A 14,794-nucleotide genomic window follows, 5' to 3' on the forward strand; every position below is an offset into this window, starting at 1 on the left:
CGCTAAGGGGGGTCAAACAGTCGGCCAACTCCGCGGCGGGTGCGGCGGCATGAGAGGCCGTCTGAACCGGTGGTTCGCCTTCCGCTTGACTGGGACGGTACGGGCAACAGTCCCGTCCGGTCCTTGTCCTCAACTCCCAACGGTCAGGGGCGCCTCCACAGGCATGAGGGTAAGGGCCGGCGGACGCGGATTTTCGAACGTAAAGCCAAGCAGGCCGGAAATCCTCCCCCGGAGGCCGGAACCCACCACCCCCAACCCGCCAGGCGCCTTGCCCCCAAACCCCGTGCCAACTGCGCAAACAACCACGGGAGAAGGCCAACGCCGCTACCGGGACAGTCGCACCCCAGTCACCAGATCCGGCCGTATCCGCAACGCGTGCGTCATCTTGTGGTCGGTCCACGGGTGCAGCAGTGCCTGGTAGTGCGCGAGGTCCGCGGGATTCGTCACCAGGCGGCAGTAGCCGGTCACCACCACGCTCCAACCGCAGTGCGTGGCCGGGTCGATGGCGTCCGCCTCGTAGGCGACGACCACCCCCTCGTCGCCCTCCTCGTGCCCGGACAGCGTGGCCAGCGCGGCGCCCTCGTGGGTGCGGATGATGACCTCGCCGTGGTGCAGCAGGTGGTTCACCGGGCGGATCGCCGGCAGCGCGTCCTGGGTGAAGACGATCCGGCCCAGGGAGACACTGCCCAACAGCCGCAACGCCTCGGCCCGTTCGAGTTCGGTGCTGTGGCGGGAGGCTTCGCGGTCGGCCCACTCGCCCAACACGGGGTCGAAGGCGGGGCCGGTGGCCTGCCGGGTCGGGAGGTCGTTCACGACGTGCTGCTCCTCGTGCTCTTGACGCGGGTGATCGGCGGTGCTCCCTGGCCAGTAGACGGCCCCCGGCGGATGGCTGCCAGGGGCCGTTCGGCCCGTCCCGCGGTGCCCTCCGCGCCCGTCCCCGGGCCGGAGCACCGCACGTGCCGGAGGGTCAGCGGGCCGCCTCGGCGACGGCCGGGTCGTCCGCAGGCGCCGGGACGTCGCCGGTGGCCCGGGGCAGCACGTCCGGGAGCGGGTCGTGGCGGATCTGGTCGGCGGGCATGCCGGCCGCGGTGAGCCGGGAGACCGTCGCCCCGACCATGGCGGCCGGGCCGCTGACGAACGCCAGTCGGCCGGACCACTGCGCCTCCCGGGCCACCGCCTCCGCCAGCGGGCCGTACTCGGCCAGCGACCCGCCGGCGTCCGGGGCGGCGTCCTCGTCCAGGACGCGGACCACCCGCAGTTGGCCGTGGCGCGCCGCCAACTGGGCCAGCGCGCCGGCGTCGTACAACTCGGTCCGGCTGCGGGCGCCGACGAAGAGCTGGACGCTGCCGGCCGGCCGCACCGACAGGCCGCCCGCCCCGCCGCGGCGGCCAGCCCACTCCTCCAGCAGCGCCTTGATCGGGGCCCAGCCGGTGCCGCCGGCCACCATCAACAGGTCGTGCACCCGCTCCTCCGGGGGGAGCGTCATCGTGCCGTGCGCGGCGCCGATCCGCAGCACGTCGCCGACGCCGGTGCGGCTGACCAGCGCCTCGCTGACCCCGCCCGGGCTGGTCTGCCGGACGTGGAACTCCACCTCGCCGTCGGGCCCCGGCGCCGACGCCAGGGAGTAGTGCCGCCACGCCTGGGGCATCAACGGGGACGCCACCGCCGCATACTGACCGGCCCGGTACCGGTACGGCTCGTGCATCCGGACCCGGAGCACCGCCAGGTCCGGGCGGCGCAGTGCATGCGAGGTCACCGTGGCCTGCCAGCACGGCGGTTCGGCCAGCGCCGCGTCCGCGCCCTCGACCATCGACGCGACCGCGAACCGCAGCATCCGCACCCACGCCTGCTCCACCGCCTCGGCCCAACGGGGCCCGGCGGCGCGCCGCAACGCGGCACACAGGGACGCCTCGAACGCCTCGTAGTGCGCCGGCCGCACCCCCAGCTTCCGGTGGTCGTGGCCGAGCTGCCGGAAGTAGAGGGCCACCTCGCCCGGCCGGTGCAGGTTCTCGATCAGATACCAGAACGCGCGGGCCAGGTGGGCGCGTTGGAACTCCATCGACTCCGGGAAGAGCGAGCGCAGATAGGGCCACCGGGCGAACATCTCGTCGTAGAGGTAGGCGATCAGGTCGCCGAACGGGGTGACCAGGTCGAGGTACTGGGTGATCAGCCGCTGATCGGCAGCACCGTTGTACGAGGCGGGAGTTAAGGCCGGCCCGGGTGCCGGGCCCTGGCCGAGGATCCGCTGCCGCAGCCGCTTGGCGTCGTGCCGGGCGAGCAGGGCGTGGTACTCGCCGCCGACGGTACCGGGGGTGGCCGACCCGGTCGGCGGGGACGCGGCGGAACGCGCGGGCTGGCAGGGCTGCTGCATGGTCTGGACCTCCTGACGGGGGGCGCCAGTATGGCAAGGCAAAGGGGTGCCCGAACGGCCCCGTTCCCCCAGGGCCGTTCGGCCCTTGCGCAGGTCAGCGCGGTCGACGACGCTCGTGTTCGGGCCCCTTGCGCCCCGGCGACCGCGAAGAACCACAGAGCGAGAGTGCATGAACCAGCAGCCCGTTCCTCCTGCCACCGACCCCGCCGCCAGTGCACCGGGCGCGCCGCTGCGCGTCTTCATCCTGGACGACCACGAGGTGGTGCGCCGCGGCGTACGGGACCTCCTGGAGGCGGAGGACGACATCGAGGTTGTGGGGGAGGCCGGGGACCCCCGGCAGGCCCTCGCCCGGGTGCCGGCGGTCCGGCCGCAGGTGGCGATCCTCGACGTCCGACTCGGCGGCGACGACGGCGACCACGAAGGGATCGAGGTCTGCCGGGAGTTGCGGGCCCGGATGCCGGAGCTCGCCTGCCTGATGCTGACCTCCTTCGACGACGACGAGGCGCTGTTCGACGCGATCATGGCCGGGGCGGCCGGCTATGTGCTCAAGCAGATCGACGGGACGGCGCTGGTGCGCGCGGTCCGCACGGTCGCCGCCGGGCAGTCGATGCTGGACCCGCGCACCGCGACCCGGGTGATGGACCGGCTGCGCGGTCCGGGCCGGTCCGCGGCCGAAGAGGAGCCGTCCGAACTCGACCGGCTCTCGCCGCGCGAGCGGGAGGTGTTGGACCTGATCGGCGAGGGTTTGACGAATCGTCAGATCGCTGATCGGCTGTACCTCGCCGAAAAGACGGTCAAGAACCGGGTGTCCGCCATCCTCGGCAAGCTGGGAGTGGGCCGCCGCGTCCAGGCGGCAATGATCGCCGAACGCCTGAAGGAGCCCCGCGGCTGACCAACACCCCGGAGCGGCCCCGGGACTCACCCCGCCGCCCCGGCCCACCGACCGGCCGACCCGCGCAACGCACCTGCGCGGGTCGGCCTTTTGGCGTGTGCGCCGGAACCTCAGTCCGGCAGCGGGACGTGCCACACGATGCGGGTGCCGCCGTCCTCCGGTGTCTCGATGGTGAGTTGGCCGCCGTGCATCTGGGCCCGGGCCCGCATGTTGGCCAGGCCGCCGGTGTGCGGTGCGGTGCCGACCCCCACCCCGTCGTCGGTCACCGTCAGCGTGACCTCGTCGGAGGTCACCGACAGGGCTACGTCGAGGCGGTGGGCGCCGGCGTGCCGGGCGGCGTTGCTCAGGGCCTCGGCGGTCACCGCCACCAGGTGCGGGGCCAGTTCGTCGGGGACGGCGGCGTCCACGGGGCCGTCGATCCGTAGCGCCGGGGCGAAGCCGAGGGGGCCGGCCGCGCGGTGCACGGCGTCGGTGAGGTCCCGGCGCAGGCTCCGGGCGTCCTTGCCGTCGCCGGCGGTGCGCAGCCCGAAGATCGTGGAGCGGATGATCTTGATGGTGGTGTCCAGGTCGTTGACCGCGCGGCCGACCCGGTCCACCGCCTCCGGCCGGTCGATCAGCCGGGTCGCGCTCTGGAGCGTGATGCCGGTGGCGAACAGCCGCTGGATGGCGAGGTCGTGCAGGTCCCGGGCGATCCGGTCGCGGTCGTGCAGGACCGTCAGCTCCTCCGACTCGGCGCGCCGGCGGGCGAGTTCGAGGGCGATCACGGCCTGATCGGCGAAGCCCGATATCAGCCGGACCTCGTCGTCGTCGAACGGGGGCCGGCCGGCCAGCCGGCTCAACCGCAGCGCGCCCCGCCCGGTGTCCACCTGGAGCGGGACCGCGACCGCCGGCCCGTACACCGCACCGGCCTCCGCCCCCGCCCCGTTCACCGCGTCATCGTTGGCCGCTTCCCCGGGCGCTGCGTCCCCGGCGTCCGGGCCGTCCCCGGCGTCCGGCCCAACTCCGGCCTCCGGGACGCCCAACGGGAACGCCCGCGGATCGGAGCGCAGGTCCGTGCTGACCACGGGCCGGTCGCTGCGGACGGCGATGCCCGGCAGCGAACCGTCGACCGGCACCCGCAGCCCGGTGATCCGGCTCGCGCCGGAACCGCACGCCACCGTCACCGCCAACTGGTCCGCCGACGAGGCCACCGGCAGCAGCACCGCCGCACAGTCCGCGCCGGCCACCTCCATCGCCCGCTCCGCGATCAGCCGCAGCACCTCGTCCGCCTCCGTACCGGACAGCAGGCTGCGGGTGATCTCGCCCAGCGCCTCCAACCACCGCTCGCGGCGCCGACTCTCGTGGTACATGCGGGCGTTGTCGATCGCCACGCCCGCCGCGATGGAGAGGGTGGTCACCACCGCCTCGTCCTCCGCGTCGAACGAGCCGCCGCCCCGCTTCTCGGTGAGGTAGAGATTGCCGAAGACCTCGTCGCGGACCCGGACCGGCACCCCGAGGAAGGTCCGCATCGGCGGATGGTTGGCCGGAAAGCCGTAGCTGTGCGGATGGCTCGACAGGTCGGTGAGCCGCAGCGGCTCGGGATTGCGGATCAGCTCCCCGAGGATGCCGTGCCCGCACGGCGTCCGACCGATCAGCGAGATCAGCTCGTCGGACATCCCCACGGGCAGGAACTGCGACAACTGCCCGTCGCCGACGACGCCCAGCGCCCCGTACTCCGCGTCGGTCAGCGCCACCGCCGCCTCGACGATGCCCCGGAGCACCTGCGGGAGCTCCAGCCCCCGCCCCAGGCCCATCACCGCCTCCAGCAGGCTGCGCAACCGGTCCGGCGCGCGGAGCTGCGGCTCCCGCGGCTCACCCGTGGCCGGTGCGTACTGCTGCGTTTCGGACATGACCGTGCTGCTCCCAAAGATCCCGTACGTCTGTGCGGCAGCGTACGTGATCAACGAGCCGGGCCCGACGGGCACCGGTGCCGATCGGCCACTCCGAGCGCCCTTGGGCGGGGCCGACCGCCCCGGCGCGAAGGGGCCGGTCGCGGTCCGCCCGGGGACTGTTCGGCCCTAAGGAACGCGAGCACCGCCGGCCGAGGATGGGCGATGCCGGGAAGGGCCGGGTCTCCCCCCGTGTCGATGGCTCTTCCCGGTCCTGGCTCCTTCCCGTCAGATCACGCTTTCTCTAGGTGGAGGACGACAGCACCGTGGATGGTTGGGAAGTTCAGGCGACAGCGGCCAGGGAGCCCGCGCCCGGTCGGGTCAGCACGGCCCGGCCGCGGCGTCGGCACAAGGCGGTGGAGTGGCTCACCTCCACCGACCACAAGCAGATCGGCACGCTCTATCTCGTCTCGGCGTTCGTCTTCTTCCTCGTCGGCGGCCTGATGGCGCTGCTGATGCGCGCCGAACTGGCCCAGCCGGGCACCCAGATCCTCTCCAACGAGCAGTTCAACCAGGCGTTCACCATGCACGGCTCGGTGATGCTGCTGCTGTTCGCGATGCCGCTGTTCACCGGCTTCGCCAACTGGCTCATGCCGCTCCAGATCGGCGCCCCCGACGTGGCGTTCCCGCGGCTGAACATGCTCGCCTTCTGGTTGTTCCTCTTCGGCTCGCTGATCGCCGCCGCCGGCTTCCTCACCCCGCAAGGGGCCGCGGACTTCGGCTGGTTCGCCTACGCACCGCTCTCCGACGCCGTCCACTCACCCGGCGTCGGCGCCGACATGTGGATCATGGGCGTGGCACTCTCCGGCTTCGGCTCCATCCTGGGCGCGGTCAACTTCATCACCACCATCATCTGCATGCGTGCCCCCGGCCTGACGATGTTCCGGATGCCGATCTTCACCTGGAACGTGCTGCTCACCGCGGTGCTGATCCTGATGGTCTTCCCGGTCCTCGCGGCCGCGCTGTTCGCCCTGGAGATGGACCGCAAGTTCGGCTCCCACGTCTTCGACGCGGCCAACGGCGGCGCCCTGTTGTGGCAGCACCTCTTCTGGTTCTTCGGCCACCCCGAGGTCTACGTCCTGGCCCTGCCGTTCTTCGGCATCGTCTCCGAGGTCATCCCGGTCTTCTCCCGCAAGCCGATGTTCGGCTACGTCGGCCTGATCGCGGCGACGATTTCCATCGCCGGCCTCTCGGTGACGGTCTGGGCGCACCACATGTACGTCACCGGCGGCGTGCTGCTCCCCTTCTTCTCCTTCATGACGTTCCTCATCGCCGTCCCCACCGGGGTGAAGTTCTTCAACTGGATCGGCACGATGTGGAAGGGCTCGCTCTCCTTCGAGACGCCGATGCTGTGGGCCACCGGCTTCCTGGTCACCTTCGTCTTCGGCGGCCTGACCGGAGTCATCCTGGCCTCCCCGCCGCTGGACTTCCACGTCTCCGACACCTACTTCGTCGTCGCGCACTTCCACTACACGCTCTTCGGCACCGTGGTCTACGCGATGTTCGCCGGCTTCCACTTCTGGTGGCCCAAGTTCACCGGCAAGCTCCTCGACGAACGCCTCGGCAAGATCACCTTCTGGACGCTCACGGCGGGCTTCAACCTCACCTTCCTCGTCCAACACTGGCTCGGCGCCGCAGGCATGCCCCGCCGCTACGCCGACTACCTCGCCGCCGACGGCTTCACCGCCCTCAACACCCTCTCCACCATCGGCTCGTTCCTCCTCGGCCTCTCCTTCCTCCCGTTCTTCTACAACGTCTGGAAGACCGCCAAGTACGGCGAGAAGGTCGAGGTGGACGACCCCTGGGGCTACGGCCGCTCCCTGGAGTGGGCCACCTCCTGCCCGCCCCCGCGCCACAACTTCGCCGCCCTGCCCAGGATCCGCAGCGAATCCCCCGCCTTCGACCTCCACCACCCCACCGCGGACGCCCTCGAACCGGCCCGTCCCGCGGCCCACCTCTGAGGAAGGAGCGGCCGTGTTGTCACCCGCCGTCCTCGCCCTCGGGGCCACCAGCCTGAGCGCCGCCGGCTGCGTCTGGTACCTCCCCGCCGCGGCCGACCTGCGCGCCGGCCCCGACCGCCCCGCCTCCCGCCGCCTGTCGGCCGCCGCTTGCCTGACCACCTGGGCCACGATCGCCCTGTGCGCCCCGCTCCTCCTGGCCGCCGCCCCCTGGCGGGTGTTGGGCACCTTCACCGTGGCCGGCGCGGCCACCGCCCTCCTCCTCGCCGTCCTCGCCCGCGCCCGCCGCACCCATGAACAACGCACCACCCGCCGGGCCTGGAACACCCTCCGCATACCGGCCCCCACGGCCGGCCCGCCCAGCCAAACCCGGCGCTTCCTCCGGTGGTTCCTGCCGGGATACGTGGTGGCGGGCGGCGCGTTGGCGGCGGTGCTGATCGGGGGGATGGCGGGGCGCTGAGGCTTGGGGTGGGGGCGGGGTGGGGTTCGGGCTGGAGCTGGGGGTGGGCCAGGTGGGCGTCCACCCCCGTCCCCACCCCCACCTCCTCTCCACCGTCATCGGCCCGCAGACGATGAGGGTGGTCCGCGGCCAACCGCCCCGCTACCAACCGCCGCGCCGTCAACTACTCCGCCGTCACCGATGAGCCTCAACATGGTGGCGGCGGATCAGCACATTGCAGTCGCTCGCGGCACTGCCGTCGCTCCGCCGCAGTGCCAGGACGCGTTGTTGTCGCAGCGCACGGCACTGTTCACAGCCGGCCACCGGACTGGGAACGTCCGGCCACGTAGGCGTCGGGAGGTAAATCACTGCTGCCTGACTCCAGATCGTGAGGGGATTCCTGGACCGCTCCCGTACTTCTCGACCACTTCCCACCCACCCTTGAGACCGAGCCGAGGCCGGACCGGCCTCCTGGGCGCATTTCGGCCATCATCGGGCAACGCTGACGAATCCAATTGCTCCCGCTGCTCGCACCGTCAGACGATCACCGATGCGGTGCCGCGGCCACCAACTCCCGTTTTGCGCTGTCTGGGAGGTCCTGGACAGGGTGACGGAGAGCCGCTGACTTGCCCTTCACGCCAGTGCGAACGCCTACGTGTCTTCGCGGCACGGGCTCACGAAGGATGCGTCCGGCACACGGGAAGGGCCGACCGGTGAGCAACGACATGCTGGGTGCAGCATCAACTCAAGTGCGGTTTTGCGAACCTTGCACGCCACGAGGCCGCCATAGGACGCTCACCGATCCGAAGCCTTGGCCGCCCTGGCCGAGTTGGACACCACGTGGAGCATGAGCAGACCCGGTTCCTCGGATCACTCGCGTTCGCGGGAGCCCGGAGACAAGCTGAAGGGCACCATCTGCCGACGACGAAACGGGCTGCGATGAGCCCCGAAGATCACGCGGAGATCATTCCGCGATGACACCTCGGTGCGGAGAAGATGCGCCCCGTGGAATCGTCCGATGCCTCGAACGCCGCGCGGTCGGCAGGCCAGCCGCCCGGATCAGGTCAACTCGTCGGCGAGCAGGTCCATGAGGAGTCCGTCCTGCCAGGCGCCCGTCCGGTGGTCGCGTGCGTACGCCCGCATGATGCCGACGGGCTTGAACCCGACCTTGCCGTAGCTGCGGACTGCCGCCGTGTTGGCGGCGGCGGGATCGATGGTCAGCCGGTGGTGGCCGCGTTCGTGCACCAGCCACCGGGCCAACGTGCGTACGGCATCGGTCCCCAGCCCCCTTCCGTGCTGTCGCGCGGTCAGGAAGATGTCGATGCCGGCACGACGGAACTCGGGGTCGTTCTCCTCGTCGAACTGGATCGCCCCGATCACCCCGCCCTCGAAGACCACGGCGAGCATGCCCTCGAAGTCCTCCGGAGGTGACCACCACGCGGCGACCTCTGGCTCCCGCACGATCCCGTCGAGGACCTCGTGATCGTCGCCCGCCACCGACCGCAGCACGACCCTGTCTCCACGCAACTCCATGCACGTCATTATCCCGGGAGGCGCGGGCCCCTCAGCGCTCAGCACACTGGCACCCAAGCCGGCGGCCGGTGGTCTGACCAGGACTAGGGCACCATGGGCCAGCCGACGAACTTGTCGCCGTCCTCGTAGACGAGGCTCATTCCGGCGGACTCGATCAGACCGGCCAAGTCATCGTCGGGTCGCTCGGGGAGCACGACGGCGAGTCGCGCATCTGGCGTGGGGATGTGGCGGGGTGGTCGAGGTGTAGGTGCTGCCGGGCGTGATCTGATCGGAGTTCATGACACGACGGTACCGATCACCACTGACAATCCGGGTTGGTTGCGGTTGCAGACCGGAGTTCGTCCGCGCCCTTGCCGTGGGGTGGGTGGCCGCGGCCTTCAGGACGGTTGCCGCAAGTCGATCCATGGAATGGTGTCACCGGGGAGCAGGTACCGCTCGGTCTCGACGAAACCGCGATTCTCGGCGAACCGTAGTCCGTCCTCGTTCGAGGACAGCACCACCGTCTCGATCGTCTGAGCCCCCAACTCCCTTGCCAGCCGCAGTCCGCGCTCGTACAGCTCCGTTCCGAAGCCGCACCCGCGGTGCGGGGCGAGCACACGGGCGATCACGGTGGCGGCCCCGGTGCCGCTCGCCGGTGGGCGGACCGTGCTGCACCCCACGAGTTCGTTGCCGAGGTAGGCGACCTCCAGGTGGTTCCGCCCGGCGCGGTCCCGCACGTCGTCCAGGGAGAGGACGTGGGTGGGGATGACGGTGTTGTGGACGTGCTGCCAGTCTGCGAGCTCGGTGTTGTGGACCGGCTGAGCGATGCGGAGGTCGGACATCGGAGAAGGAAAACCCGGGGAGTTCGCGGCCGTCAATGCCATACCCATGAGTCGGTTGAGTTGCTGCGGCCGGCGATGGAGTGCGGGGCGGCGGGCTCGGTTGAGGATTGGTGCGTTCCGGCGCGGGCCCCTGGTATTTCAGACCGCCGAGCGCAGGGTCAGGATGCCGAGGGCCAAGAGGGTGGCGACCTTGGCGAGTTCGGCGGCGACGTAGAAGAGGTGGGCTCGGGAGCGAGGGGCATCCTCGCCGGCGAGGACACGGTCCGAGCGGCGGTTGAGGGTGGGGCGGATCGCGGCGAGCTGGAGGACGAGGAGGAGCACGGCGAGGGCGGTCAGTGCGGTGATCAGGGCGGTGGGGGAGCCCAGGGCGACGGCGAGAACGAGGGCCAACGCGAGGACGGCTTCTACCGTGTTGAGGGCTCGGAAGACGAGGCGGCCGATGCCGAGTCCGAGGGGGACGGTGATGCCGGGGGCGCGGAACTTCAACGGCGCCTCCAGGAAGGAGATCGCCAGGACCATCCCGAGCCAGACGAAGGTGACGGCGATGGCGACGGCGACGGCGGTCGCGGCTGAGGCCGAGGTGCCGTGGAGGGTGTGCATGGGGCGTGTCGTCCTCTCGGGTCGTTACGTGCTGTTGCTGTTGCTGTTGCTGTTGCTGTTGCTGTTGCTGTTGTCCATCTGTCTGCCTGCGTGCATGCGGGCATCGCTGTGTTGCTGAACGGCCGTTTTTGCATGTCCAGTTGTGTGCGTTGCGCGGCCCGTGTTGGTGTGTTGGCCCGTTGGGTGTGCTCGGGGCGCACGTACCGACGTGCTTGGGGCGTCGGTCGGTGCGTGCGCGGCGCGCGTCTTCGGTGGTTACTGGTCGGCGGCCAGCCAGAGGTCGGGGCCGAACACCTCGTAGTGGATGGCCTGGGGCGCGACTCCGTGGCGCAGCAGGTCGCCGCGGATGGTGCGGAGGAAGGGGAGGGGGCCGCAGAGGTAGGCGGTGAGGTCGTGCGGCAGGGGGAGCGTGCTGACGTCTGCGCGCCCTCTGGAGACCCGGGCCGGAGTGGTGGGGGCCGGGGCCTGGGCGTCTGGTTCCTCGTACCACAGGTGTAGTGCGGCGTGCGGCAACTCGTCGACCAGGCTGCGCAGTTCATCGAGGTGCGCGTGGTCGGCCGGGGTGCGGTCGGCGTGGACGACGGTGACGGGGCGGGACGATCCGGTGGCGGCCAGGTGGTGGAGCATGGCGAGCATCGGGGTGCAGCCGATGCCGGCGGAGGCCAGGAGTAGGGGGCCGTCGCCGTCGGCCAGCGTCAGGTCCCCGAACGCGGCGGAGACGGTGAGCACATCGCCGACGCGGGCCCGCTCGTGGAGCCAGGAGGACACCTCGCCGGCCGGGCCGGCGCCCGCCTCGACGCGCTTGACCGAGATCCGCCACTCCGGGCGATCTGGGGCAGAGGAGAGGCTGTACTGCCGGATCTGCCGGGCCCCGTCGGGGAGTTGGACCTGCACGCTGACGTACTGGCCGGGCCGGAACGGGCGCGCCGGGGTGCCGTCGGCCGGGCGCAGGGTGAGGGCGAGCGCGCCGGGGGTCTCGGCGCTCCGCTCGACGATGGTCATCGGCTGCCACACCTCGCCCTCGGCGGCGCCGGATTGTGCGTAGAGGCCGGCCTCGATGGCGATCAGCGCGTTGGCCATCAGCCAGTAGACCTCGTCCCAGGCGGCCGCGACCTGCGGGGTGACGGCCTCGCCGAGGACCTCGGCGATCGCCGCGAACAGGTGCTTGTGGACGATCTTGTACTGGTCCGAAGTGATGCCGAGCGAGGCGTGCTTGTGCGCGATCCGGCCGAGGATCGTCTCCGGCAAGGTGCCGGGGTGGTCCACCAGGGTGCGGGCGAAGGCCGCGATCGAGCCGGCCAGGGCCTGCCGTTGGGCGCCGTTGGCCTGGTTGCCGCGGTTGAAGAGGTCTCTCAACAGTTCCGGATGGGTGTCGAACAGCTTCCGGTAGAAGAGGTCGGTGATGTCCTCGATGGCGGCGCCGACGGCGGGCAGGGTGGCGCGTATGACGGGGGTGGACTGCTCGGAGAGCACGGGTACCTCCAGGAGTGAGGGTGACCAGATAATTCGTAGATCGTTTGCCAATTTAAGGGCGAGGGTCAGGGCGCGCGGGCGCCCCTAGGGGGCTGTCGTGGGGAGTGATGGTTGGGGTCGGGGTGTGCGGGGGCTCAGTCCGGGCGTGGGCTGCCCGGGATGGTGAGGCTGAGCAGTACCGGGCCGGTGGGCGACGCCACCACGTCCGAGACCGTGAGCGGGTCGAGCGTGGCGTAGAAGGCTTCCTGCGCCTCGCGGAGCGCCCGGCGTAGTCGGCAGGCTCCGCGCAGCGGGCACGGGGGGTCGCCCTCGCAGGCGACGACCTCGCCCTCGCCTTCCAGTTCGCGCACCAGCCAGCCCACCGAGGCCCGGTGTCCCAGTGTGGTCAACTCCAGACCGCCGCCACGTCCGCGACGGGCCTCGACCACGCCGAGGTGCTGGAGTCGGCTGATCGCCTTCGCCATGTGGGTGTACGGCACGTCCATCGCCTCGGCCACCTCGCGGGTGGTCAAGGAGTCGCCGGGCTCGGCGACGGCCAGGCGCATCACTGCGCGCAGCGCCAGATCAGTGAACTTCGTCAACCGCACGCCATGAGGCTATCAAATGTGCATGTTAGGTTCACATTCAGGGGGATGTCCGGGGGCGCTCCGGGATAATCCGGGTGGGGTTCGCGTTTGAGGGGCCACCTGTGCGGCCCGTGTTGCCTGCCCTGCCCTGCCCTCTCCTGTCCCGCCCGTGTCATCAGTGTCGTATGTGTCATCCGCGTCACTGTGTGGTAGCTCGCCGGCGGGGGGCGTCGGAGAGGGGCGGGGAATGGCTGTGAATGCGAATAGATGCGGACAGAGTAAACGGAGGTGCTCGTGGGCGTTCAGGGGCGAGAGGGGATGCGTATGACCGTCCGCGGGCGAGCGCGCGCAGGGATGCGTACGCACCTGGGTGTGTACGTACATGGACACGCAACGGATGGTGACCATTGATGGCTGACACCCCGCACGCCGGTGATCCCGCCGCCTCGGCCGGCGCCCCGGTTCCGCGGCTGCTCTGCGACGCCCAGGAACTCGCCGCCGTCGATCCGGCGCCGACCGGGGCGCTGTGGCGGCTGGCGGAGTCCGGTCGTCAGCTCGACGCCAACTTGGTACGGGTCCCGCCGGAGGGCCACATCAATACGCACGTCGAACCGGATCTGGACGTGCTCCTCTACGTCGTGGCCGGTGACGGGGCCGTGGACACGGACCAGGGTCGGGAACCGCTCGCCGAGGGCGGGCTGCTGTGGTTGCCGCACGGCTCCCGCCGCAGTCTGACCGCGGGCCGGAACGGGTTGGCGTACCTCACGGTTCACCGCCGCCGCCCCGGCATGCAGATCCGGAGCCGTAGGGGCTGACGACGGGCGGTCGCTCAGTCTTGGGGGTTATGCCGCTGAGCCGCTGTCGCTCCCGTGGCCCGGACTGCCCCCTGGCTCCGTCATTGCCGTTGTCACTGCCCTTGTCCCTGGCCCTGCTCCTGGTTCCCGTTGGCAGGGTTGCCGCCCATCATGCGGAGCATGGTCCGGCCGCCGGTGCGGAAGAAGCGGACGAGGAGGGCGACGGCCAGGCCGAGGAAGGCGATGTTCAGCCAGGTCGTGTAGTTCCAGGAGACGCCCTCCGCGGGGATCCTCGCCCGGGCCTGGTCAGGGACCAACCCGAGGCCGCCGAAGGCGAGTTCGACGACGTAGCCGGCGACCACCATCGAGAGGAAGAAGGTGCCGAGGAGCAGGAGCGCGGTCCGGGTGCCGTAGTACTTCCGGTAGATGTTGAGGATCGGCAGGATCAGCAGATCGGCGAAGATGAACGCCACCACCCCGCCGAAGCTGATGCCGCCCTTCCACAGCACCACGGCGAGCGGCACGTTGCCGATGGAGCAGACGAACGAGGCCATCGCGACGAGCGGGCCGATGACCGGCCCCCAGAGCTTGGCGGCGCGTGGATGGCCCTCGAAGAAGAACGAGCGCCAGAAGGCGTCGGGCACCCATGCCGCGATGGCGCCGGCGATCAGCAGGCCGATCACCAAGTCCCGCAGGATCGCCGCCCATTCCATGACGAAGACGTGTGCGGTGGCCGTGACGCCCTCGGGGGAGCACAGTCTGCGGAGGAAGGAGCCCGGGCCCCGGACGGACATGTCCATCGCGGCGTGCCCCTCCATCGAGCCGGCCAGTCCGCGCTCGGCCTGCGCCCGGGCCTCGCGCAGCAGCGACTCGCGCAGGAACAGCCGCAGCAGCACCGCCAGCACCACGATCATCACCGGCCCGCCCACGAACTCGGCGACCGTGAACTGCCATCCCATCAACAGCGCCAGGATGACGCCGAGTTCGACGACGAGGTTGGTAGAGGCGATCTCGAAGGCCATCGCGGCGGTGAAGTTCGCTCCCTTGCGGAAGAGCGAGCGGGCCAGCGCGACCGCGGCGTACGAGCAGGAGGACGAGGCGACGCCCAGCCCGGCGGCGATGGCGAGGGTGCGCGGCCGGTCGTCGCCGAGGAGCGCGACGACGGTGGACCTGCGGACCACCGCCTGGACGACGGCGGACAGGGCGAACCCCAGGATCAGCGCCCAGGTGATCTCCCACGTCATCGAACCGGTGATGGACAGGGCATGCAGGACGGCATGCGGGGCCGTGTGCGGAGTGGGGTGCGGGGAGGTGTCCAGAGCGAGGTGCGGGGCGGCGTGCATGTCGGCATCCTTCCCGTGAGGCGGGGGCGGTCGATGACGGACACGCGCGGGGGCGGCGGCCGTTGCCCGGCACCGC

13 protein-coding genes are annotated in these 14,794 nt (G+C 70.9%); 4 read left to right on the top strand and 9 right to left on the bottom strand.

All coding sequences use genetic code 11. From position 1 onward, the window contains the following. Window positions 1–324: 324 nt before the first annotated feature. Window positions 325–765 (bottom strand): pyridoxamine 5'-phosphate oxidase family protein, encoded by a 441-nt coding sequence (locus tag PV796_RS35075; RefSeq protein ID WP_274919355.1) that lies wholly within the window; start codon window positions 763–765, stop codon window positions 325–327. 202 nt (window positions 766–967) lie between these two features. Further along, window positions 968–2,371: a globin domain-containing protein gene (locus PV796_RS35080; protein ID WP_274917774.1), complete on the bottom strand. Its 1,404-nt coding sequence runs from the start codon at window positions 2,369–2,371 to the stop codon at window positions 968–970. A gap of 169 nt (window positions 2,372–2,540) precedes the next feature. Between PV796_RS35080 and PV796_RS35085 the strand changes: the two genes are divergently transcribed. Next, window positions 2,541–3,263, top strand: a complete 723-nt coding sequence (locus tag PV796_RS35085; RefSeq protein ID WP_274917775.1) for a response regulator transcription factor — start codon at window positions 2,541–2,543, stop codon at window positions 3,261–3,263. A gap of 110 nt (window positions 3,264–3,373) precedes the next feature. Here the strand turns inward: PV796_RS35085 and PV796_RS35090 are convergent, their stop codons facing one another. Next, on the bottom strand, window positions 3,374–5,056 hold the full coding sequence (locus PV796_RS35090; protein WP_274919356.1) for a sensor histidine kinase: 1,683 nt from the start codon (window positions 5,054–5,056) through the stop codon (window positions 3,374–3,376). Window positions 5,057–5,439: 383 nt separating this feature from the next. Here PV796_RS35090 and ctaD point away from each other — a divergent pair, with 383 nt between their 5' ends. Together ctaD and PV796_RS35100 are read left to right on the top strand one after the other, a co-directional pair. Next, on the top strand, window positions 5,440–7,152 hold the full coding sequence (ctaD, locus tag PV796_RS35095; RefSeq protein WP_274917776.1) for an aa3-type cytochrome oxidase subunit I: 1,713 nt from the start codon (window positions 5,440–5,442) through the stop codon (window positions 7,150–7,152). Window positions 7,153–7,165: 13 nt separating this feature from the next. Further along, the gene (locus PV796_RS35100; RefSeq protein ID WP_274917777.1) at window positions 7,166–7,609 is read left to right on the top strand and encodes a hypothetical protein; all 444 of its coding nucleotides are present in this window, start codon (window positions 7,166–7,168) and stop codon (window positions 7,607–7,609) included. 1,038 nt (window positions 7,610–8,647) lie between these two features. Here the strand turns inward: PV796_RS35100 and aac(6') are convergent. From aac(6') to nsrR, 5 genes are all read right to left on the bottom strand, one after another. Beyond that, window positions 8,648–9,121: an aminoglycoside 6'-N-acetyltransferase gene (gene aac(6'), locus PV796_RS35105; RefSeq protein WP_274917778.1), complete on the bottom strand. Its 474-nt coding sequence runs from the start codon at window positions 9,119–9,121 to the stop codon at window positions 8,648–8,650. A 377-nt stretch (window positions 9,122–9,498) separates the two neighbouring features. Then, on the bottom strand, window positions 9,499–9,942 hold the full coding sequence (locus PV796_RS35110; RefSeq protein ID WP_274917779.1) for a GNAT family N-acetyltransferase: 444 nt from the start codon (window positions 9,940–9,942) through the stop codon (window positions 9,499–9,501). Between the two features lie 138 nt (window positions 9,943–10,080). Beyond that, window positions 10,081–10,542, bottom strand: coding sequence for a hypothetical protein (locus PV796_RS35115; RefSeq protein ID WP_274917780.1), 462 nt, complete (start codon window positions 10,540–10,542; stop codon window positions 10,081–10,083). Window positions 10,543–10,797: 255 nt separating this feature from the next. Further along, window positions 10,798–12,015, bottom strand: coding sequence for a globin domain-containing protein (locus PV796_RS35120; protein ID WP_274917781.1), 1,218 nt, complete (start codon window positions 12,013–12,015; stop codon window positions 10,798–10,800). A gap of 134 nt (window positions 12,016–12,149) precedes the next feature. Next, window positions 12,150–12,602 (bottom strand): nitric oxide-sensing transcriptional repressor NsrR, encoded by a 453-nt coding sequence (gene nsrR, locus PV796_RS35125; protein ID WP_274917782.1) that lies wholly within the window; start codon window positions 12,600–12,602, stop codon window positions 12,150–12,152. 389 nt (window positions 12,603–12,991) lie between these two features. On the opposite strand from nsrR, the gene PV796_RS35130 reads away from it, so the two are divergent. Further along, complete coding sequence (locus PV796_RS35130) at window positions 12,992–13,396, top strand: cupin domain-containing protein (protein ID WP_274917783.1); 405 nt, start codon at window positions 12,992–12,994, stop codon at window positions 13,394–13,396. A 92-nt stretch (window positions 13,397–13,488) separates the two neighbouring features. On the opposite strand, the gene PV796_RS35135 is transcribed toward PV796_RS35130, so the two are convergent. Next, window positions 13,489–14,718 (bottom strand): permease, encoded by a 1,230-nt coding sequence (locus PV796_RS35135; protein WP_274917784.1) that lies wholly within the window; start codon window positions 14,716–14,718, stop codon window positions 13,489–13,491. Window positions 14,719–14,794: the final 76 nt, after the last annotated feature.

It is taken from the genome of Streptomyces sp. WZ-12, from assembly GCF_028898845.1.
Taxonomy (GTDB): domain Bacteria; phylum Actinomycetota; class Actinomycetes; order Streptomycetales; family Streptomycetaceae; genus Streptomyces.

What these genes read in the sequence shown, in the direction of transcription:
- PV796_RS35080 (WP_274917774.1), bottom strand. Translation starts at nt 2,371, where the DNA reads ATGCAGCAGCCCTGCCAGCCCGCGCGTTCCGCCGCGTCCCCGCCGACC.
- PV796_RS35085 (WP_274917775.1), top strand. Translation starts at nt 2,541, where the DNA reads ATGAACCAGCAGCCCGTTCCTCCTGCCACCGACCCCGCCGCCAGTGCA.
- PV796_RS35090 (WP_274919356.1), bottom strand. Translation starts at nt 5,056, where the DNA reads ATGGGCCTGGGGCGGGGGCTGGAGCTCCCGCAGGTGCTCCGGGGCATC.
- PV796_RS35110 (WP_274917779.1), bottom strand. Translation starts at nt 9,942, where the DNA reads ATGTCCGACCTCCGCATCGCTCAGCCGGTCCACAACACCGAGCTCGCA.
- PV796_RS35115 (WP_274917780.1), bottom strand. Translation starts at nt 10,542, where the DNA reads ATGCACACCCTCCACGGCACCTCGGCCTCAGCCGCGACCGCCGTCGCC.
- PV796_RS35130 (WP_274917783.1), top strand. Translation starts at nt 12,992, where the DNA reads ATGGCTGACACCCCGCACGCCGGTGATCCCGCCGCCTCGGCCGGCGCC.
- PV796_RS35135 (WP_274917784.1), bottom strand. Translation starts at nt 14,718, where the DNA reads ATGCACGCCGCCCCGCACCTCGCTCTGGACACCTCCCCGCACCCCACT.